Genomic DNA, 22,840 nt, shown 5'->3' with positions numbered 1-22,840 from the left:
TAAACGAAAAGGTTGCCTGGTTAACTGCTGACAAGACTAAATCAGGAAAGGCTAGGCCCATTCCATTAAATGACGATGCTTGCGCTGTTTTAAAGTCGTGCCAAGGAGATGATCCCCGTTGGGTCTTTGTAAGAGATTCAACGGGTCAAAATCCCAAAACGATTAACTATAAGTCGTTCAATGCCGCCACAAAAGCAGTTGGGCTGGATGATTTTCATTTTCATGACTTAAGGCATACTTGGGCCTCTTGGCACGTCCAAGCCAGAACGCCTTTATTTGTCCTGAAGGAAATGGGCGGTTGTGAAACATTGGAAATGGTTAAAAAGTATGCTCACCTCAATGCTTCTCACCTGGCAGAATACTCATCTGTGCTCACCTTTTGGTCACCCCTTGATGATTTAAAGCCGCCAACCAAAGAAAAAGCCGCTTAAATAAGCGGCTAAGTCATTGATACTACTATAAATTTTTGGTGGGCTGGCCGGGACTCGAACCCGGGACCAACGGATTAAAAGTCCGCTGCTCTACCAACTGAGCTACCAGCCCCGAAAGATTTAAATTATGAATGATTATAGGACCTCTGTCAACACCTAAATCCATTTATTTTTAAAAAGTCGCTTTTTTGTTAAAAAACCACAACAAATCACTATGGCATCAACAGCATCATGCAAACACAGGCTAACCCCCCCTACTTGCCCTCAATCATACCTTGCACGAGCTTTTTCACCCCTTGATTGTTACGCCATTCAACAATCGTCACCACAATTCCACTCGCGCAAACAATCAAAATACCAAGCCAAGCCCAAGCATCTGGAAAATCTCCCCAAATCAATAGACCCAGAACTGCAGCGGAAAGAATTTGTAAATAATTAAAAGGCGCAAGCAAAGAAGCCGGCGCATGCTGATAGGCCTTAATCTGCAGTAAATGACCAAAGGTACCGCAGAAACCTATATTAAGCAGTAACAGCCATTGCCAAGGTGCAAAGTCACTTAAAACCGCCACCCCCTCATGCCATTTAAAGGGTATTAAGATCAAGCCGCCTAGCAAACCAACCAGACCTGTCCATAATAGCGTTGTCATTGAGTGGTCAGCAGCAAGCTTGCGCGTACATAAAAACTGCACCGCAATGACACAAGCGCCGATTAAGGCATAAATCACGCCCACGGGATGCAAGCCAGCACTGGGACGTACAATCACCATGACCCCGACAAAGCCAACAAAGGCTGCCAACCAGCGATACCAGCGCGAGGGCTCAGCCAAAAACCATGGTGCAATACATAACACCAGTAAGGGCGCCAAAAAGAAAATCGCCGTTGTCTCTGCCTGTGGCAGATAAGACAAGGCCATAAAAATCGTTAAGATAGCAAATAAGGAGGTACTGCCGCGAATAATTTGCATCGCATAGTGATGACTACGAAAAACCCTTATCCCCATCTTGGACCACGTAAGCGCCAACACCAACACAACGTGCACGGCGTAGCGCACGAACATCACCACAAAAAGAGGTAAGCCCATCTGCATTACCCACTTGCCGCTCGCCTCCTGTGTCGACAAGGCCCAAGTCGAAACGACCAGCAACACAATGGCGAGCAACGGCCGATAAGCTGAACTCATTGCAGTCCCCTGCTAACGCACTGGAGAAATTCGGACCTCGGCACCGCGACGTTTTACTTCCAGCTCATCCGTGTGCAGAATCTTTAAGCCCTCTAGCCCCTTAATGTAGCTAGAGCCCTGCATTTGCATCACGCGGATTTTATTACGCATAACCACTGGATTATGAATAGGCATACCAAATAACCAGATTTCATCCAGTAGACGCGCTGAGTTCATCTCGCCCAAATGCGCAATCGTCGGCCCCACAGCCAACATATGACCCTCGCGACCAAAGGCTGGAATCGTTTCTAAGCCGCAACTGTACTCTAAGGTCTGCCCACCCTCATAGCGCTCACCGGTGTTTAAATCCCACCAAGCTTCGCCAGCCGGTAAATACACCAGGGTGGTACCTGTATCATCAAGAATCGGCGCCACTAGCACCGCAGGACCAAATAAAAACTGATGGTCAAAAGCTGCGGCCGTGGTGTCCTTTGGAAAGGCTAAAGGCATGGAACTTTGCACCGGTTGACCACCACGCACACCCTCTTCGATAATACCCAAGACATAGGGAATTAAGCGATAGCGCAGACCAAGCCATTGCTTAGCCAGGCTTTGCGTTGCTTCATCATAGTAAATTGGTAATTGCTCCACCTCTGCGTGAAAAGCAAAGTTAGCACTAAAGGTTGACAGTGCCAAATAGCGCAAATAGAGCTCGGGCGACATTGCTTCATCACCAGCACGCCCAATTACGTGTGACACAAAGGGCACACTGCTATTTTGTGCACTAATTAAACTGCGATAAAGCTGATTTAAGCCCGCCCATGAATTTTCAAAAGGCGCCAATTCTAGATAGGGTCTACGCTGGGCGGCAATCGTCAGTTGATCATGCACTACCACACCCTCTGGCGGCGTGCTAGTGGCAGAAATACCATCGTATAGTGCTTGCTCCATCAAGGTAGGGAATAACGTACGGAGCAGCGCCCCCTCTTCATTATGACGACCGCAAGCCTCATCCGGCAGTGTGAAAACGGAGGTAGCCGTTTTTAAAGACTGCCCATGCTCTAATAATTGCTGATGCCTATCACGCCAGAAATGATAGGCGTCCTTATACGTGAGATCTAATAAACCATAATCCTGCTGGCCCGTATGCTTAGAGCCGCTGAAACGTAATGCATCACCCTCAGCGTCCATAATCATCCAGCCCCGATCCTGCAGTTCATCAAATAGATGTGTGCCCACTGGTATCGCTGGAAAAGTTGGTAACACCGCATGCCAATGGTCCTCTTTGAGCGCATCAAAAAAGCCACGTGTATTATCACCCAAACGATCCGTATTCCAATCGAGATTTAACCTATCACTATCAATTTGCAGCATCGACGGCCAAGCATACTCCAAAGTGTTAAGAGAAATATCATGCTCACGCAACTGCTTTGCAAATAGCAAAAACGCCTCATCTGGCTGCCCCTCCAACTGCTTTAAACCAACGCCCATGGCATCTAAGGGTGGCTGTCCAGCACGCCCCGTCAAGGTCGTGTATTGGTCAAAAATCGCCAATGGTTCACCAGCAAATAAAAACAAATCAAAGCATTGATTATCCGTACGCAACTGATAGCTCGTGGCATCATCTTTTGTGCCTACACTATGCACGGAACGATCCAAGCCATTAAGATATAGCCCCCAACCCGCTGTGCTCCAAGCGAGAGGTGAAAAATTGAAAACCGCCTGATCAGAGACAAACTCCTCTGAGCGTCGATTAAAACTCTGCTCTGTCATGCCTAGGCCATAGACAGCCTGCTCTGCCGGCAAATCCAACAGTAAGGCCCACGAACCATCAAACACAAAGGGCTCAGCATAATTGTGCGCGCTTTGAAGTAAAACCTCTGCCTCAGCAAAGGCTGCCACCGCTTCCTGCTCAGTGCTAAAGTCCTCATTCACAGCACCCTCTAGCTGAGGTCTTTTTAGTAGTTGCAAAGAAAAAGGCTGCGTTTTCAATGACAAAGCATAATCACGCTGTGCAAAGAGCCAACCATCCTCCTGCGCAACTACTAGCAACTCGGCCACTTGATCATAAGGAACGACTGAGAGCTCAGCGCGGGTTTTAAGACGCTCGTTAGACTCAACTAGATTAAGGGCTTTTAAAGAACCACAACAAATTCTGAATACACCAGGGGCTTGTGCCACGATACGCAATACATAGTCTTTGTAATCCGTCGTAAATTCGGCAGTATGAGTTTCTTTTGTTGTTAGGGCTAATTTATCAAATTGAATCACGCAATTCTCTTTTATTGATTTAAGTAATTTGCGGACTTGGCGCTGCTAATTGTCCACTGATAGTCTTCTATTATGGCTTTTTTTTCCAAATTTTTAAACCGAATTTGATTTTTACCGCTAAATAGGATTAAAATAGCGCCCCGTTTTTATATGACATTTAAAAAAACGATCATATAAAAAGCAGACTTCACACTACCTTAGGCCTATCGCTTTATACAGTTCTTTTTCGAGGGGTATCGGCTCACCGTCCAAGGCGGCACCGATCAGGTCACCAGCAAAGCAACTCCACGTTAAACCATGCGAACCATAGGCTACCGCCAGCCACAAGCCCTTGGCATAGTCCAATTCACAAATCACCGGCAGCCGCCCCTGCACCACCGCTCTACCACCCGACCACCCTGCTTCAGGTTGCGCTGACAGCTCAAGCTCACTTAGGTCTACAGGGATTTTTGCTTTAATCACTGCTTGTCCCTCATGACTTAAGCCCGGATCACGCAACCCATGCCTATAGGTACTGCCTAAAACACATAAACCATCGGCCGTCGCTGGTAAAAAATAACCCTGACCACCCAAGCCTACGTGTGGCACCTGTTTTAAACGCGTGGCTGCCACATGCATCACCTCGCCCCCCATCCAGTGTAAAGTGGAGGTGATTTTTGGCATCGCTGCTTTTAATTCACCGCTCGCATTAGCACGCTGCAACAACTGACTTTTATCTAAAATCGCCAAACAATCAGCAGCATTAGCTAAAACCACCTGCTCAAACTCACCCAAGGCTTGCTCTGCTTCGTCATAAAGCGTCCACACACCCGCTGCGGCACACTTTTTTACAGAAACAACGCGTGCACTACACTGCCTTAAGTCAAAGCTTTTATAAATATGCCGCAGCAAGTTTTCAGGACTGATAATGCGCGCCTGCGACCAAAAAACACCCTCTTCGGCCAAATCAAAACCCAACAAAGCCGATACTTCCGCCGGTGCTAAACGCCGCACCCATGCCTCGGGAAAGCCCAAACTCTCCACCGCCAAGCTAATATCCTTGCCATAGCCCTTATCCCGATTTATCTCCACATTACCGCGACGAGATAAAATCACCTCATCTGGAAAATCTCGCCAGTGATGTAAAGCTCGCAATAAAGCATTACGACTTAAACGAGATTTATGATTATCATCCACGGAAATAAAAGGCGTCATAGCCGCCGCGATATGATGTTGATGCTTAGCTGCATTCGACTCGGCAAAGCCCGGATCAAATACCGTCACCTCCCAACCGCGTTGCTGCATCACCATCGCAATACCGGCCCCCGCAATCCCGCCACCGACGATCGCCATGCGCCGCTGCTGATTCAAAGTGGGCGGCTGCCCTTGCAAATGCGCTCGACGGCCTCTAGCCCCCACTAGCTGCATACCAGCTTTTCGAGCCGCCTCTTTAAAATCCTCCCGCGCAAGCAACTCAGGACGCATCACAAAAAAACAATCCGCTGCCGCATAGCGTAATACCCACGGCCATTGCCTTTGCTGCCCGCTCTCATCACGCACAAAAACATCAATGGAGCAAAGCCATTGTTGTTGCATAAAGGCCGGCTCAGCTAGCCCTAGCGTCACGCTATAGCTACCATCCTCCGCATCCAAGCGATGCACGCCCGGCAAAGCTAAAGGCCAGCGTTGACGCAAGCAGGCAAATACGGCATCTAGTGCCTTGGAATGAATACCGCTTTGTTGATAAAACTGCTCTAGCTGTTGCCAATCCGCTGCGGCTAAATACACATTATCACTGCATAAAACATGCCTTTTACAGTTGCTCGCTTGCGCCAACAGTAAGGGTAGTAATACGATAGCGCACTCCCCCTCTAGCATGATTTGCATCGCAGCCCGGTGCCGCAGCGCACCTTCAATCTCCGGCCATTGTGTATCAAGACGTAGCTGCCATTGGTGCAGCCAAGTCTCATCTACACGCACATTCTGCAGCTCGCTAGCGATGGTCAAGGCCGATTCTTGGACCGTCAGCCTCGCCGGAAATAAGTGAAATTCTTTACGCATAAAGGATTAGGATAAGGGATAAGGGAAATAATTTAAATCTTTAAAAAAGCCGTAATAGCCTTGTAGTATACTTATGGTTTGTTCTGCTAGCGGCGCAGCGTATCTGCACCAAAGTCTATTTAAAACAGTCTACGCCCTTTTGACAGGTTGGGGAAACATCGTCATGCAAGATTTTAAAGTGGATTTTTACCATGCGCTTGAAACAGCTACAAGCGCAGCTAAGGAAGCGGCTTCTATTCTGAACATTTATGCTCAGGATCATAGCAAATTATCAATTTCCTACAAATCCCGCAACGATCTAGTCTCCCAAGCCGATAAAGATGCCGAACAAGCAATATTACAAGTGGTGCGCGAGCGCACACCAGAAATTGCCATTGTGGCTGAAGAGAGCGGCACCTCAGCTAATCTAGATGAGTCCCAATATACTTGGTTTATCGACCCCTTAGATGGCACCACCAATTTTCTTCACGGGATACCGCATTATGCGGTTTCAATTGGTTTAGTGGCACGCGCTGGCACGGTGCTTATTCCTAATACACCGCCACTTGAGGTTAACACACCCATTCTCGGTGTGGTTTATGACCCTAATCGTCAGGAGATGTTCAGTGCCATTTATCAGGATGGTTGCTTTTTAAATGGTCAGCGCATCTATACCTCCCAAGCCAAACACCTGGAAGATGCCCTCTTAGCGACCGGTGTGCCTTTTAGAGATTTTTCCTTTGAAGCGCCTTACATGAGAGGCTTTAAGGAAGCAATGCACCATACCCGTGGCATTAGACGTTTGGGTTCAGCCGCCTTAGATTTGGCCTGGGTTGCCTGTGGGCGCTTTGATGGTTATTGGGAAATGGGATTGGCCCCTTACGATGTGTGTGCCGGCACCATCCTAGTACGTGAGGCGGGCGGTACGGTCAGTGATATTTATGAAAAAGAGCCTTGGCCCCAAAGCGGTAATATCATCGCTTCTACCAAATCGATTGAAGAGGACTTTGGCAATCTGATTAGACAGCAGCTCTAAGACCAATGCGCGCCCACACCACCGATATTTATAAAGGTTATTGTATTAATGACGAAGCATACAGACAACAATAAAAATACCTTAGAGCAAGTACCCGGCATGCCAACCGAGGAGCTTGAACACACTGCGAGCGATAATCACGGTGCCCAAAGTGAGCCGGTTGAAGCAGTGATGATCAACGTGCCCAAGCAACTTGACAGCGAGCACCAGCAACAAATCATTGAACAAATTAAGGAGCTCTTAAAAAAGCAAGCCTTAGTTGAAAATGTTTTATCGCAACAGGAGGGTTCCTCCGATCGTGCGGAACTCGTACAAACGGTCTTAAAGCGTAAGCATGAGGCCGAATTAGGCGATTTGGTTAATCACCTTCACCCTGCCGATATTGCTTTTATTCTTGAATCCCTACCGTCTGAGGATCGTATCAAGATCTGGAATGCGGCTCATGCCGATCATGACGGGGATATTCTATTAGAGGTTGATGACTGGGTCCGTGAAGAATTGATTGCGGAAATGGACCAGGATGATATTCTGGCCGCAACCGAAGACTTAGACGCCGACGAGCTTGCCGACTTGATTCCTGACTTACCGCCGGAGGTGGTGGTAGAGCTTCAAAAAAGCATGAGCGATGAAGAGCGTGAGCAATTGCGCTCCGCCCTTGGTTACCCTGAAGGTACCGTGGGTGCCATCATGGACTTTGAGGTTGTACGTGTGCGCGAGGATGTGACCTTAGAGGTTGTACTTCGTTATCTGCGCATGCTGGGTGAATTACCCGAGCATACTGACCAACTATTTGTGGTCGATAGAAATAACAAACTCAAGGGGGTCTTATCCTTAAGTAGCTTATTGGTCAATGACTCGGAAAAATCAGTCACCGAGGTGATGCAAACGGATTATCTCTCACTTAAAGCTGAAGCCAAAGACAGTAAGGCGGCCTCTGCTTTCGAACGCTATGACTTAGTCTCCGCCCCAGTGATTGATGAGGAGCAAACCCTCATTGGTCGGGTAACGATTACCGACATTGTTGACGTGATTCGAGAGGACTCGAATGAGCATGCCTTATCACAAGCCGGTCTTCAGGAAGAGGATATTTTCGTACCCATTCGCCGAGCCATTCCTAACCGTGCTCCCTGGCTTTTAATTAACCTGATCACCGCTTCCATTGCGTCGGTGGTTGCCTCTCGCTTTGAGGGTACGGTCAGCCATATTGTGATTCTTGCCTTCCTAATGTCGATTGTGGCGGGGATTGGTGGTAACTCGGGCAACCAAACCATGACCATGGTGATTCGTGCACTAGCTGTAGGCCGCGTAAACCAGAAAAACGCTCGCACCCTGCTCCGTCGTGAACTCTTTGTCACTTCCTGCGTGGGCTTAGGGGGTAGCTTAATTGCTGGTACCTTTGCCTGGATATTCTCCGGCTCCATCAAAATTGCCCTTGTGATGGCAGCCGCCATGGTACTCAATATGCAATTAGGGGCTACGTTAGGGGTACTAATTCCGATGATTCGTGATCGCTTTAATAAGGATCCTGCTTTGGGCTCATCGGTCCTACTCACCTTTGCGACCGACTCCTTAGGCTTCTTTATTTTCTTGGGCTTAGCGACTATTTTCTTAATGTAGTTGTTGGGTGTAGCGAGGGATGAGCTGCTAGCGGATGGTGGACGTCGTGCATGGGCACCACGTCCTCACTACTTACAAATCCCCACCCGCACCGTGATAGGTCTCCACAAGTTGCTGCACCTTGGTGTGGATGCGTGTCTTAGTGGCTAAATACAGAGGGTTTAAGGGGCTCATGCGTGGCATGACCTGGTTTAACTCAGTGCCACTTTCTGAGGCGTAGCCACGCCTGAGGGAGTTGAGGATATAGCGCTTAGCTGCGGGCTCATTTAAGCCCTCCTCTTGAATCAGCTCTCTAACATCACGCTTTTGTTCGGCTTGGGCAAAATGATAAAAAGCCTCAATAATATCTTCTTTTTCTGTGAGCCCATTTAGATCCACTTGCTCAATAAAATGCACTAACAGTGTCTCTTTGGCGCGCACACTAAAGTTCGCACTAATCAAGCGGCGTGCTTCCTCAATCACCGCCTGCTTATCTTGATGCTGCTGATTATGTGCTAGCAGTAGACCGAGGATATAGTCTAGATCAATCTCTTGCGATTTTAATAAATCCACCTCAAAGACGACCTCATCCCAATCGACTTCGCCCTCCCCAGACAGCTCACCCTCTTTTTGTCTGGCAAACCACTGACGAATATCGTTATACGTCGAAAGATAATCCTGAACCTCACGCTCACTTGGCAAACTAACTGTCACCGACTGAATACGCGCAAAGCTCTCTTCGCTGAGAAAATGCTCCTCCCTAAATTGTGCGACCGCATCAGGATTATCGACATCAATGGTTTGCCAATCTTTAAGTGCAACGAACTCATCGTAATTGCGTAAGATATTCTCAATACGTAAATAGCTACCAAAGAGCTCGACAAAGCGCTTTTTTTCCTTTTCTAAAATGATATTCGTCGGTTCTGGAAACTGCGCCGTCAACTGCTTAATCACCTCAGCTAAGCCAGGACTGGCATCCCCTGTGAGCGGATCCTCAAAGCCAAACATATACTCATCAAAACTACGTTCAAGCACAATATTTTTGGCATTTTTATCACCAAATAACACCAAGGCATCAATGGTATTTTGCTCCAAGTCGCGGAAGGTGACGATATTACCAAAGGCCTTGGTGCTGTTGTAAATACGATTGGTACGTGAAAAGGCTTGAATAAGGCCATGGTAGCGTAAATTTTTATCAACAAATAGCGTATTTAAAGTAGGGGCATCAAAACCCGTCAGAAACATACCAACCACGATTAAAAGGTCGATATCACGCTCTCTGACCCGCTTAGCCACGTCCTTATAGTAATCCTCAAAGCTCCGTCCGTCGATGCTATAGTTAGTCTTGAATTGCGCATTATAGTCAGCAATCACATCACTTAAAAACTCTTTATCACTGCTTTGTAAGCGAGTCGTGTTAAAGCCCTCGTCAGGCAGTTGACCCACAGCTTCAAGGTCTTCATTTGCAGCATAGGAGTAGATGGTAGCCACTGTTAATGGGTTTTCAACGTCCTCTTGTTGGCGCTTAAACTCTTCATAATACAACCTAGCAGCGTCCACACTCGCTACGGCAAACATGGCGTTAAACCCCTGCTGTCCTAGCTTTTGGCGAGCTGTTTTATGACGGTAATTAGCGAGAATATATTCGGTAATTTCCTTAATGCGTAAAGGGTGCAAAAAGGCGGCATTACTCTCATGGGCACTTAGCTTTTGCTCATCTTGCTCCCTCTCAATCGCCTTGAATTGCGGCCTCACATCGTTATAGTCAATATTAAATCGCAACACCTTCTGATCATTAATCGCATCGGTGATGACATAGGTATGTAAGCATTCACCAAATACTTTCGCCGTGGTGTTGTGATTATCCAAGGCATTACCGCGACGGATTAAGGCACCCTGTTCATCACGCTGATCGCCAAAAATCGGTGTACCTGTAAAACCAAACTGATAGAACTTTTTAAATTTGCGCTTAATATTGCGCTGCGCCTCACCGAACTGACTACGATGACACTCATCAAAGATAAAGACTACCTGTTGCTCATAGATCGCTAATTTCTCGTCATCCTTAAGCAGATTATTCAGCTTTTGAATGGTGGTTACGATGATTTTATCGTTAAGTTTCTGAATATTTTTCTTTAGTTGCGCGGTATTACGCGAGCCATCCACGCTATCACGCGCAAAGCTTTGATACTCCTTCATCGTCTGGTAATCGAGGTCTTTACGATCCACCACAAAGAAGACCTTATCAATAAAGTCTAACTGCGTGGCTAAGCGTGCGGCCTTAAAACTGGTTAATGTTTTACCTGAGCCAGTGGTATGCCAAATGTAGCCACCACTCTCAGGCCTAGACCAGTTCTTGGCATGATAGGCACTTTGAATTTTCCATAAAATACGTTCGGTTGCCGCAATTTGATATGGGCGCATCACTAATAGCGTCTGCGTGCTATCAAAGACAGCGTAGCGTAGCAACACATTGAGTAAGGTGTTTTTCTGAAAAAAGCTTGCGGTAAAATGCTGTAGGTCTTTAATCGCCTGATTATTGGCAAGCGCCCACTCAATGGTGAAGTCGTAACTATTTTTATTGCGCTTCGTGGTGTTTGCAAAATAGCGAGTATAGGTGCCATTACTGATCACAAAAAGCTGCAAATATTTATAGAGTGAGTTCTCACTATTGAAGCTCTCCAGGCTATAGCGATTCACCTGATTAAAGGCCTGCTGAATTGCTACGCCACGACGCTTTAGCTCAATTTGTACCATCGGCAAACCATTGACAAGAATCGTCACATCGTAGCGATTTAGGCGCGTTCCTTGTTGCTCAAACTGCTTAATAACTTGCAGCTTGTTGCGGGAAATATTATCTTTATCAAAGAGATAAATATTGGCTCGACGCCCATCATCAAAACTAAAGTCATGGATATGGTCATGATGCACCTTTGCGGACTTCTCAAGATGCCCCTCACTCGGTTTATCCAAATACTCCGTGACAAAGCGTTGCCATTCATTATCGTTAAAAGTGAGCTGATTCAAGCTTTGTAACTGTAGGCGCACATTAGCCAACATATCTTCATACGTTTTGATATTAGCCAAGTACTCATAACCTTGTTGTTGTAAGTCTTTGATCAGCTGACTTTCTAATTGCGCTTCAGACTGATAACTACCATCGATGCTGTAGGATCGCTCAAGCTTACTTAGGATAATAAAATTATTCGATTCTGCAATGGCCTGATGACTTGTCATTAACTTTCCTCAAGGTGTGGCACTAGGCCTCTTCTAGTTTATTGAAGCTTAAAAGGATATTACGATAATATTCGTATTGCTTTTGACGTAATTCAATTTCACGGGGTAAGCCCTCTGTAATTGAGGTCGTCAGGGTATCGAATTTATCGAGAATGGCGACGATGCGTTCTTGCTCGGCGAGGGGTGGGACTGGGATTTCGAACTCTAAGATTTTCCTCCGATCTCCACGTGGCATTTTTGCACCTTTGGCATATTGCGTGTTGTAGTCAAAAAACTTATCGGACGATAAAGCATGATAGATATAACGACTATTAACCGACTTATCTGTTAGCTGAATCACTACAACATCACCACTAGCACCCCCTTCTCTATCCGCATGCCAAATCTTTTTCAGATAGGGTCGTATATTTCCTAGCAAAATATCACCACTCTTGTATTTAGTGAGATTACCAGTCGTCGGCAAATAATTGGAATTCACTTTGCCTTTTTTATTTTGAAGAAGATTATCTACGCCCACAAAAGTTGACTCATCTAGCTCTTCGAAACTTATACGTTTTCCAGAAAGAGCAGCAATATCGCCAAGTTTTTTTAGCTCATATGAGCCTATAGCTTCACTCGCAGAGTTTATAAGATGATCTCGATAATACTCATACTGCTTCTCACGTGCTGTAAGCTCCGCTGTAAGCTCCGCTGTAAGCTCCGTAAAATTGTCCAGAATCTGGACAATTTTTGTCTGGATTTTCAACGACCTTGCAGGATCGTCTGGGCATGGGATTGGGATTGTTTTTTTCGCAAAACAATTAATCCATTGACGTTTATGCTCGCCTTCTACTAGACCACTCGGTAAGACATTTAGCCAGTAATAAATATACTTTGTCAAAACCAAAGACTCATCAGCTGACGATATTATTTTCATCGCTGATGACTTCACTTTGAAATCAAAGTCCACCCATTTGTTAGCCGTAGTGAAATCATCAAAGATAATCACTGGCTTAACAGATGCTTCGTAAATCCCTTCAACCTCATTCGTATAACCCAGAATAAAAGTTTGCCCAGCAGTAAGCACAGGTGTCTTATAAGCGTCGTTATAATCTGTTGACTCAACACGAAACCTTGTCGGTTGCTCATAGCTAGTTATATCACCCAAAGGCACCCACTCAACCTCAGCACCATCCAACAACTTTTCTAAAAAATTCATTTCCCTTATCTTTTCCTATGCACTCTCAATTTCCGCCACGATTACGCCCGTTTCAGCGCGCAAAAGCTTGATATTCAGTTGCTTTGGTAGAAAAATCGGAAATCCCGATTTTTCTCCATGGTGTATAAAATTATTTCGCTTATGCTTCAATCTCTTGTATCACCGCATCAATCTCAGCACGTAACTGCTCGATCCTTTTCACCGTCGCTTCAATCTCTGCATTCAGCTCAGTAATATTAATTAATTCGCGCGTGTCCTTTGCCTCGACATAACTACTGACGGATAGCACGTAGTCATTCTGAGCAATGACTTCATTGTCCACGCTCTGTGCAAAATGTGCGATATCTTCTTTGCTATCAAAAACGGTCATGATCTTTTCAATATGCTCATCTAACAGCACATTGTTATTCGTGACCTTATGAAATAACTTACTGGCATCGATAAACTGTGTTTTGGTGGTGCTTTTATTTTTTGCTAAAACGAGGATCGTCACCGCAATGGAGGTACCAAAGAATAAGTTCGGCGCCATCGAAATCACGGTTTCCACATAGTTATGATCAACTAAATATTGACGAATTTGTTTTTCTGCCCCACCCCGGTAAAACACACCGGGAAAGCACACAATAGCAGCGCGCCCCTTACTGGATAGATAGTTCAAACTATGCATAATAAAGGCTAAATCCGCCTTAGACTTTGGCGCTAGCACCCCTGCTGGCGCAAAGCGCTCATCATTAATTAAGGTCGGATCATCCGTGCCTGGCCACTTAACTGAATAAGGTGGATTCGAGACAATCGCATCAAAGGGTCTATCATCCTTAAACCGCGGTTTTAATAAGGTATCACCACGCTCTATATGAAACTTATCGTAGTTAACATTGTGCAAGAACATATTCATACGAGCTAAGTTATAGGTCGTGTGATTAATTTCCTGACCGAAAAAGCCCTCTTCAATATTACTCACATCAAAGTACTTTTGCGCTTGCAGTAGCAATGATCCTGAGCCGCAGGCCGGGTCATAGATTTTATTGACTGAAGTCTGACCATGCAGTGCTAACTTAGCGATCAGCTTAGAAACACTTTGTGGGGTAAAAAATTCGCCCCCAGACTTACCTGCATTGGCTGCATAATTAGAAATCAAAAACTCATAAGCATCACCGAAGAGATCGATCTGGTTCTCTTCAAAATCCCCAAAATCCAGTTCTGCCACCCCTTTTAATACCGCCGCTAGACGTTTATTTTTCTCGGCAACCGTATTACCTAGACGACTACTACCCGTATCAAAATCCGCAAAGAGCCCTTTAATATCTTTTTCTGACTCAAAGCCATTGGCTGAATTTTCAATGGCAGCAAAAATATTGGCCAAATCGATATTAAGATTGTCATTTTTATGCGCATCTTTGACCACATTTTGAAAGAGCTGACTAGGGTAAATAAAGTAACCCTTTACACGAATACAATCCTCAATGAGCTCCTTAGTCATCACCTCATCTGATAGGGCTGCATAATTGACACTCTCATCACCTGCTTCAATAAAGCGAGCAAAATTCTCACTCATAAAGCGATAGAATAATGTCCCCAAAACATATTGCTTAAAGTCCCAACCATCGACGGAACCTCGAACCTCATTGGCGATCTGCCAAATGCGGCGGTGTAATTCTTCTCTTTGCTGTGTACTCGTCATAATTATCTCAATACGGTATTTATGGTTATCTTTAATTCATTTATTAACTGCAATTATAGTTTAAGCTTTCACATTTAGCGCCATCCGTAAGCTTATCAAATAGAATGTAGTTTGCGCCCCTTTACTCGCATAGAACCGTCAAGACTGAGTTTTTCGACGGCTCATGCAACTAAATGGTAATAGCTATTAACTCAACGAAAAGCATGGTGCAGAGGCTGAACATTCACAGCCGAGCCATGGCGATAGCATTGAGGCACTCACAGACAAGCTGCGCAAGCAACTGTATGAGAACAGCCTTAGCCGCTAAGCTTGAGGCTCAACTTAGCTAACTTTTCCTCTTCTGAGTCACCGAGCTTAGAAAGATAGGCATAGCCCCAATGCGCTGTAACGGGATGAGCCGGACAAATAGGGCAGACCTCACCGGCTGCTATACACATAATGCAAAGGGGATACCCAAAGCTCATTCATAACTTCTTCGTTGGTCAGTGTTTAAAGATATCAGCTATTTCAATAATGCGAATATAGTGGAAATGCTATCAATGGCTACAAAAAAGCCTGATCTATAAAATCAGGCTCTTTCTTTAAAATAAATGACTTAACGAGACACCGCTAATAATTTTTTAGGCTCGTTTGCCAGTTGTAAAATAATACGACGGGACTGCTTATTCAGACCAATAAAGTAAACTTTCACCCCTTTATGACTCAACTTAGTGCGCACCCTCTCTAAAGCCTCAACTGCTGTTAAATCCCAAATATGCGCCTCAGACAAATCAATGTGTACTGACTTGATAGGCTCATTTAAATCCAGGCTGTCAACAAACTGCCCTGCTGACGCAAAAAACAGCTGCCCTTTAGCTTTATAAATACGGAACGTCCCATCCTCGGAAAGATAATTATGCACACATAATATATCCACTACTTTGTGCGCAAAAAAGATGGCTGATAACAACACGCCTACTAGTACGCCTTTTGCTAGATCATGCGTCCAAACAGTCACCACTACCGTAGCGATCATTACGACACTAGAACTTCTGGGGTGCACCACCAAATTTTTAACCGATTGCCAATCAAAGGTACTAATCGAAACCATAATCATCACTGCAACCAATGCAGCCATAGGAATCTGGCTAACCCAATCTCCTAAAAACACAATCAAAATCAGCAGAAAAACACCTGCACATAAGCTAGATAAACGACCTCGACCACCCGCTTTCACATTAATCACCGACTGCCCAATCATGGCACAGCCTGCCATCCCTCCCAAAAAACCTGTAGCCACGTTTGCTACACCTTGCCCCATACTTTCGCGGTTTTTATTACTAGGAGTATCGGTCATGTCATCTACGATAGAAGCCGTCATCAACGACTCCAATAAACCCACTACCGCTAAGGTCAAGGAGTAAGGAAAAATGATCCGTAAGGTTTCTAAATTAAAAGGGATATCGGGAATGAGAAAAATAGGTAGCGTATCTGGTAACTCCCCCATATCTCCCACTGTGCGCACGTCAATGCCAAACCACATCGTTATAGCCGTTAACACCACAATCGTAACTAAAGGAGAAGGAAGCACAGTCGTGATGCGCGGCAATAGATAAATAATAGCCAAACCGGACGCGGTCAATGCATACACATGCCAAGTCACATTCGTTAACTCAGGCAGCTGGGCTAAGAAGATAAGAATAGCCAACGCATTGACAAAACCCGTGACCACTGACTTAGACACAAAGCGCATCAAGCCACCCAGTTTAATCATACCTGCTACGATTTGAATTAAGCCTGCCAAAATGGTAGCCGCTAACAGATACTGGAGACCATGGTCTTTAACTAAAGACACAATTAGCAAAGCCATGGCTCCAGTCGCACCCGAAATCATGCCTGGGCGGCCACCTACAAACGCAATAATGGTGGCGATACTAAATGAGGCATACAAGCCCACTTTAGGATCTACACCAGCAATAATAGAAAAAGCAATGGCCTCGGGGATGAGTGCCAAGGCAACTAAGAGCCCCGAGATCACATCTCGACGCGCATTAAAAAACCAGGTGGAATATAAATTAGACATGCAGAAATCCAATTCTACACAGCAGGCAGCTAGAGCCAACAGCAAGGAAAAATAAAGACGCCATGAGCTACCCACTGTGCTTTATTAAACAACAGAAAAACAAAGCAAAAAAGGAGGTAGCGATAACTTACATGGGTATAAAGATAAAAATATTTAATATTGATTGAGCCAAAGTATAACATCTTTCAGCCTAGCCCTCCAGACGCCCCAGATTTACCCCTGGGATAAGCCAAGAAGACTAAACGGCGCTCTTATCGCTAGTAATTATATATCTAACAAGCTGAATACCAACTGAGAACAAGCGCTAACTCAATGCTAGCCGCCGCTTGGCAGTTCAAAATGCGCAATAAAGCCGCTCGTGACATGGATGATTTTTCAGCGCTTGCTGTTACTAAGGTCTCTCAAGTAAATTTGACAACTCATAAATACGAGCGTGGTGGTGATGCGCTCCAAGACAAGCAGCGTGATATATAGCGCTCACGATAAATTAAAGGGTGTAGCCAAGACATCGCTACACCCTATTTTCTTCCTACAACTTAAACTCAACCTCAAACGCTTGCGGCTTTTTCTTAAAGAGGAAGTCGCCATTGCGCACGGACATCACCACATCCACACGGCGACGAATGGCATCAAAGACTGTCTTCTCATCTAAGACAATGAAGTTCGCAGCCTTACCCTCGTCTAGACCATATTCATCCTGAATATTCAGACATCTTGCCCCATTATAAGTAATCAGATCAAAGGCATTTTCTAGCTCCTCAGGACTGGCGTACTGACTGAGGTGGATACCATTATCCAAAATATTCATCAAGTTGCCATTCCCTAATGGGTACCATGGATCATTGATGGAGTCTTGACCAAAGGCCACGTTAATATTCATATGCATAAATTCCTTAACCCGAGTAAGACCGCGACGCTTCGGATAGGTGTCCTGACGACCCTGTAAGTAGGCGTTTTCAGTCGGTAGGGAAACGAAATTCATTTTACTCTTCATAAAGAGGTCAAACATACGGAAAGCATAGGCATCATCCGCTGAACCAAAAGAACAGGTATGACTCGCAGAGGTACGCACACCATACTCCTCCATGAGGACTAAAGCATTCAGTAGCTCCACAAAGCGTGCATTCGGATCATCGATCTCATCACAGTGGACATCAATCAAACGGTCGTATTTCAGCGCTAACTCCACCGTATCATGGACCGACTTCTCACCAAACTCACGTGCAGGCTCATAGTGAGGGATGCCACCCACCACCTCGGCACCCATTTTTAATGCCTCTTCGACTAAGTCACGACCACCTTTGTAAGTGTACATACCATTTTGCGGAAAGGCCACAATCTGGATATAGACCTTATCGGCTAGCTCTTCTTTAAGCTCCATCAAAGCCTTGAAACCCGTAAACTTCGGATCAGTGACATCCGCATGGGTACGAATATGCTGCACCCCTTGTGATACCTCGTCATAAATCGCCTTGCGGGCAAGCGCCTTAACACTTTCTTTGCTCATCGTCGCTTTGTATTTAGGCCAATTCTCAATGGCCTCAAACAGCGTGCCTGTCTTGGCCCCAATACCCTCCATCTCACCCACGGTATAGGCATAATCCAAGTGAATATGTGAATCAACATAGGGAGGTAAAACCAGTTTACCCTCTAAATCAATGACCTCCTTGGCATCGGGTAAATGATTGCCAATGGCTTTAAACTTACCGTCCTCAATTAAAATTTCTTTGGCATCGGGTTGACGATAAATTGTCGCATTAATAAATTTCTTAGTCATTTTAAACTCCTATTTTCAATCAGGGTAAAGCTACTACTGCTCACCTAAGGTACCTTTGGAGATAAAGGAAATCATCGTGGCTGCAGCTAATAAAATCACGGCCAACATCACCACCGCCATGATATTTGCATGAGCTAATAAAAAACCACCAAAGGAAGTCGCTAATAGAATCGAAAAATTAAACATACTACTTTGCACACTGGTGGCAATGGCTTTGGCACTTTCACTATGACTTGCCACTGCGGTTTGTAACATAGTCACCAGCGGCCCAAAGGAAATGCCCCATAAGAAAAAAGCGATATAAGCTGCCAGATAATAATGAGCGATAAAATACAGCATGCCCAAACCCAGCGCCCCTAACAAGAACATCAAGCTGGTAAATCGACGTAAACTCGTATCGGTAAAGCGCATTGCCAACATAATGGAGATAAAGGAGCCAATACCAAATAACAGCAAGGCCGTTTCAATACCGCCAGGCACATTGACCCTGTCCACTAGCTGCGTGATATAGGTGTACACCGCATAATGCGCCATCACCCCAAGCAAAGTAAGCAATAAAATATTCAACACATGCTTATTTTTTAAAAGGCTTAAGGGATTATTTTCTTGAGTGACTTGCTCACCCGGCACCGACGGTAGGAAGAAAAAGGCCAACACCATAATCCCCACAATCAGCGCACCCAATGCAAAAAACTCAATGCGCCAACCCCAACCGGTACCAATCCATGTCATCAAGGGCATGCCAAAGCTCACCCCAAGGGTGGTGCCCGCCATGATGATGGCAATGGCCATCCCATGATGATTGGACGATACGATCTTCATCCCATAGGCGGTAATCATGGCCCAAAGAATACCCGCCATGGCACCCCCAATAAGACGCATCGCAAGGGTCAACAGATAGGAACTAGAAAAGCCTACCACAATATTGGATAAGGCAAAACCAAACAATAACCACAGCAATAATGGCTTACGATTAAAGCGCATCGTTGCCGTTACTAATGGTACCGCCACAATGGCACTCGCTAAGGCATAGAGCCCGATCATCTGACCGGCACTTTCAACCGAAATAGCCAAACCCTCACTGATATGATCCAACACACCAGCGGGCATCATCTCTGACAAAATCGCAATGAAGGTCACGCTAGACATCAGCACCAACATCAATAAGGTGGCGATGCTTAGCTTTTCTTGAGCCTGCACTGAGCACTTAAGATCACTCATGAATTCCTCCAAATAGTTAAATCGAGACTAGAGGACACACTATGCTTTAGCAATGACTACGCTAAATAACGACAAGAACAAATCAATTGATATGAGGAAGAAAAACAATTGAGGGCATAAGCCATTGATAAGCCGATAAGACTGCACCTCTATCTTTTATTCTATAGAGAGAATCAGATAAAAAACTTGAGATAGATCAAAAGATTCATCAAAAAAGCTCACTAATCCTCATGAACTAGTGAGCTTTTATACGGGACAAATTTATCGCTAAAACTAGCTTAACTTGCCATGGCAGTGCTTGTACTTCTTGCCACTACCGCATGGGCATGGATCATTACGACCTACATGCTTCATCATATTTTTAACCGTGATACCGCCAGCGGACACATCACCCTCATCAGAGACAGTGACGCCGTCAGCGCTATCCTCAGCGCCATCGGCCTGAGGATGGTGGTACTGCATATTTTTCACTGATGACTGCTGTTGCTGTGCCTCAGCCACCTGCTCAGGTGCTTGAATTTGAACCGTCATCAAGATCTTCACGGCTTCATCACGAATACGATCCAACATATGGGAGAACAGAGCAAATGCCTCTTTTTTGTACTCTTGCTTAGGATCGCGTTGCGCGTAACCACGTAAATGGATCCCCTGACGCAAATGCTCAAGTGCCGATAAATGCTCGCGCCAGCTAGCATCCATGCGATCCAATAGCACCGAACGCTCAAACTGCGCCCATGACTGCTCGCCCACCAAGTCAATTTTCTCCTGGTTATGCTTATCAGCCGCTTCAAGCACGCGTTCCAAAATTCCCTCATCGTCTAAATTGCTATCTTCAGCAAGCCATTGACTCACAGGGACCTCTAACTTCCACTCGCTAGCTAAGACATTTTCCAAGGCTGGAATATCCCACTGCTCCTCCATTGACTCAGCAGGCACGTATTGGTGCACCACCTCAGCCATGGCGTCATGACGCATGTTAGCGAGAATATCCGTTAATGAGGCAGACTCTAATACCTCATTACGTTGACCATAAATCACCTTACGCTGATCATTGGCCACATCATCAAACTCAAGTAATTGCTTACGAATATCAAAGTTGCGACTCTCTACCTTGCGCTGAGCAGACTCAATGGAGCGGGTTACCATTTTGGCTTCAATCGGCTCGCCATCAACACCGAGTCGCTCCATGATGGCACGTACGCGCTCACCCGCAAAAATACGCATCAGAGGATCATCCAAGCTTAAATAAAAACGCGATGAGCCTGGGTCACCCTGACGCCCCGCACGACCACGCAACTGATTATCAATACGTCGTGATTCATGTCGTTCAGTACCGATAATACGTAGACCGCCGGCCTCCTTAACCTGTTGGTTAATCGGCGCCCACGCCTCGCGAATCTCCTTGATACGAGATGCTTTTTGTTCCGCAGTAAGCGAATCGTCGGCCATCACCAGATTAATACTTTTCTCAATGCTGCCGCCCAACACAATATCGGTACCACGACCTGCCATATTGGTGGCAATGGTAATGGCGCCTGGCTTACCCGCTTCGGCGACAATTTCTGCCTCACGTGCGTGCTGCTTAGCATTTAATACATCGTGCGGTAAACCCTCTTTTTTCAGAAGATTCGATAATAACTCAGAGTTTTCAATGCTGGTGGTACCGACCAAGACGGGTTGCTTACGCTCGTAGCAATCATGTACGTCCTTAATGATAGCGGCAAACTTCTGCTCATCATTCTTGAAAATCTGATCGTTCTGATCCTCACGAATCATCGGTAAATTGGTCGGAATAATAACCGTCTCTAACCCGTAAATCTGCTGGAACTCATAGGCCTCAGTATCTGCCGTACCGGTCATACCACCCAACTTCTCGTACATCCGGAAATAGTTCTGGAACGTAATAGAGGCTAAGGTTTGGTTTTCATTTTGAATCTGAACTTTTTCTTTGGCTTCAACCGCTTGGTGTAAACCATCTGACCAGCGTCGACCCTTCATAAAGCGGCCGGTGAACTCGTCAACAATCACAACCTCACCATCCTGCACCACATAGTGCTGATCGCGGTGGAAAAGATTATGCGCTCTTAAGGCCACCATCAAATGATGCACTAAGCTGATATTGCGCGGATCGTATAAGGACTGCCCCTCAGGCAAAATATTCAGTTGACGTAAGATGTTCTCCGCCTTTTCATGACCCGCTTCGGACAAATGAATTTGTTGGGCTTTTTCATCCACCCAGAAATCACCCTCGGGTTCCGGTTCATCCGGACGTGGCTCATGGGCCATGCGCGTCATCATCGCTGGCACCGCATCCATTTTTTGGTAAAGCTCAGTATTATCCTCGGCTTGACCGGAAATAATTAATGGGGTGCGCGCCTCGTCAATGAGAATCGAGTCAACCTCATCCACAATCGCATAATACAACTTGCGCTGACGACGGTCCTCAACCCGATACTCCATGTTGTCACGTAAGTAATCAAAGCCGAACTCATTATTGGTACCGTAGGTAATATCAGCGCGATAGGCGGCAATTTTTTCAGGGTTGCTCTGATTCGAAGCAACCACACCCACACTTAAGCCTAAAAAATTATATAGGCGACCATTATTGCGAGCATCACGCGCCGCTAAGTATTCGTTAACCGTAACAACATGCACCCCCTCACCGGCTAGGGCATTTAAATACACCGCCAAGGTAGACATCAAAGTCTTACCCTCACCGGTACGCATCTCGGCAATCTTACCCTGGTGGAGTGCTAAACCACCGATTAACTGCACATCAAAATGGCGCATCCCCAACACACGTACGGAGGCCTCGCGCACTACCGCAAATGCCTCAGGCAAAATATCATCTAAGCTCTGACCACCCGCTAATCGCTCCTTAAACTCGGTGGTTTTAGCGGCTAACTGCTCATCACTCAAAGCCTGCATCTCAGGCTCTAGTTTATTAATTTTGGCTACGATTTTTCGGTATTGTTTGAGTAGTCGATCATTACGGCTACCGATGATTTTTTTAATAATGGAAATCATATTGTTAATAGTGTGAATATTAAAAAGACCGACTTCGACCCCAAGTGATGAAGCGGTATTGCCCTACAGTTTAACCTATCAGCCTGTGTATTTGAGGCTAAGTTTGTAGATATCAAGATATTGC

At 45.6% G+C, this 22,840-nt stretch carries 14 protein-coding genes, 1 tRNA gene and 2 pseudogenes; 4 read left to right on the top strand and 13 right to left on the bottom strand.

Features of this window, described 5'->3' with window-relative positions; all coding sequences use genetic code 11:
* Positions 1-431: site-specific integrase (locus tag HMPREF3144_RS08125; protein WP_246823930.1), on the top strand; the 431-nt coding region annotated here is incomplete at its 5' end.
* A gap of 36 nt (positions 432-467) precedes the next feature.
* On the opposite strand, the gene HMPREF3144_RS08120 is transcribed toward HMPREF3144_RS08125, so the two are convergent.
* The 4 genes from HMPREF3144_RS08120 to HMPREF3144_RS08105 all read right to left on the bottom strand — a co-directional run bounded on the left by HMPREF3144_RS08120 (position 468) and on the right by HMPREF3144_RS08105 (position 5,902).
* A tRNA-Lys gene (locus HMPREF3144_RS08120) sits at positions 468-543 on the bottom strand.
* A 142-nt stretch (positions 544-685) separates the two neighbouring features.
* The gene (locus HMPREF3144_RS08115) at positions 686-1,612 is read right to left on the bottom strand and encodes a DMT family transporter (protein WP_070477364.1); all 927 of its coding nucleotides are present in this window, start codon (positions 1,610-1,612) and stop codon (positions 686-688) included.
* 12 nt (positions 1,613-1,624) lie between these two features.
* Positions 1,625-3,862 (bottom strand): TIM-barrel domain-containing protein, encoded by a 2,238-nt coding sequence (locus HMPREF3144_RS08110; RefSeq protein WP_070477362.1) that lies wholly within the window; start codon positions 3,860-3,862, stop codon positions 1,625-1,627.
* Positions 3,863-4,054: 192 nt separating this feature from the next.
* Positions 4,055-5,902: an FAD-dependent oxidoreductase gene (locus HMPREF3144_RS08105; protein ID WP_070477360.1), complete on the bottom strand. Its 1,848-nt coding sequence runs from the start codon at positions 5,900-5,902 to the stop codon at positions 4,055-4,057.
* Between the two features lie 163 nt (positions 5,903-6,065).
* Between HMPREF3144_RS08105 and HMPREF3144_RS08100 the strand changes: the two genes are divergently transcribed.
* Entirely contained in the window at positions 6,066-6,917 is an 852-nt protein-coding gene (locus tag HMPREF3144_RS08100; RefSeq protein ID WP_048768695.1) for an inositol monophosphatase family protein, read from the top strand.
* Positions 6,918-7,088: 171 nt separating this feature from the next.
* Positions 7,089-8,534 (top strand): magnesium transporter, encoded by a 1,446-nt coding sequence (gene mgtE, locus HMPREF3144_RS08095; protein ID WP_036557406.1) that lies wholly within the window; start codon positions 7,089-7,091, stop codon positions 8,532-8,534.
* A gap of 72 nt (positions 8,535-8,606) precedes the next feature.
* On the opposite strand, the gene HMPREF3144_RS08090 is transcribed toward mgtE, so the two are convergent.
* From HMPREF3144_RS08090 to HMPREF3144_RS08075, 5 genes are all read right to left on the bottom strand, one after another.
* Positions 8,607-11,750 (bottom strand): type I restriction endonuclease subunit R, encoded by a 3,144-nt coding sequence (locus tag HMPREF3144_RS08090; protein WP_070477358.1) that lies wholly within the window; start codon positions 11,748-11,750, stop codon positions 8,607-8,609.
* A 22-nt stretch (positions 11,751-11,772) separates the two neighbouring features.
* Positions 11,773-12,948 carry a restriction endonuclease subunit S gene (locus HMPREF3144_RS08085; protein WP_070477356.1) on the bottom strand — a complete coding sequence of 392 codons (1,176 nt, stop codon included), beginning with the start codon at positions 12,946-12,948 and terminating at the stop codon, positions 11,773-11,775.
* Between the two features lie 139 nt (positions 12,949-13,087).
* Positions 13,088-14,629, bottom strand: coding sequence for a type I restriction-modification system subunit M (locus HMPREF3144_RS08080; protein ID WP_070477355.1), 1,542 nt, complete (start codon positions 14,627-14,629; stop codon positions 13,088-13,090).
* A gap of 296 nt (positions 14,630-14,925) precedes the next feature.
* Positions 14,926-15,093 carry a low molecular weight phosphatase family protein gene (locus HMPREF3144_RS12040; RefSeq protein WP_371441269.1) on the bottom strand — a complete coding sequence of 56 codons (168 nt, stop codon included), beginning with the start codon at positions 15,091-15,093 and terminating at the stop codon, positions 14,926-14,928.
* 131 nt (positions 15,094-15,224) lie between these two features.
* Positions 15,225-16,691 carry a SulP family inorganic anion transporter gene (locus HMPREF3144_RS08075; protein WP_070477353.1) on the bottom strand — a complete coding sequence of 489 codons (1,467 nt, stop codon included), beginning with the start codon at positions 16,689-16,691 and terminating at the stop codon, positions 15,225-15,227.
* Positions 16,692-17,030: 339 nt separating this feature from the next.
* Here HMPREF3144_RS08075 and HMPREF3144_RS11960 point away from each other — a divergent pair, with 339 nt between their 5' ends.
* Positions 17,031-17,165 carry a hypothetical protein gene (locus HMPREF3144_RS11960; protein ID WP_256388364.1) on the top strand — a complete coding sequence of 45 codons (135 nt, stop codon included), beginning with the start codon at positions 17,031-17,033 and terminating at the stop codon, positions 17,163-17,165.
* Between the two features lie 55 nt (positions 17,166-17,220).
* Here the strand turns inward: HMPREF3144_RS11960 and HMPREF3144_RS08070 are convergent, their stop codons facing one another.
* The 4 genes and pseudogenes from HMPREF3144_RS08070 to secA all read right to left on the bottom strand — a co-directional run.
* A complete protein-coding gene (locus tag HMPREF3144_RS08070; protein ID WP_018026551.1) occupies positions 17,221-18,468 on the bottom strand; it encodes an amidohydrolase family protein in 1,248 nt (415 codons plus the stop codon).
* Positions 18,469-18,501: 33 nt separating this feature from the next.
* The gene (locus HMPREF3144_RS08065; protein WP_070477351.1) at positions 18,502-19,689 is read right to left on the bottom strand and encodes an MFS transporter; all 1,188 of its coding nucleotides are present in this window, start codon (positions 19,687-19,689) and stop codon (positions 18,502-18,504) included.
* 273 nt (positions 19,690-19,962) lie between these two features.
* Positions 19,963-20,037: pseudogene (locus HMPREF3144_RS12035) on the bottom strand (SEC-C metal-binding domain-containing protein); the annotation flags it as partial.
* Positions 20,038-20,177: 140 nt separating this feature from the next.
* Positions 20,178-22,716, bottom strand: a pseudogene (gene secA / locus HMPREF3144_RS08060) (preprotein translocase subunit SecA); the annotation flags it as partial.
* Positions 22,717-22,840 lie beyond the last annotated feature (124 nt).

It is taken from the genome of Oligella sp. HMSC05A10 (assembly GCF_001808335.1).
Classification (GTDB): Bacteria; Pseudomonadota; Gammaproteobacteria; order Burkholderiales; family Burkholderiaceae_B; genus Oligella; species Oligella urethralis.
Note: the sequence above shows the minus strand (reverse complement) of the source record. Positions and strands in the feature narration are given on the sequence as shown.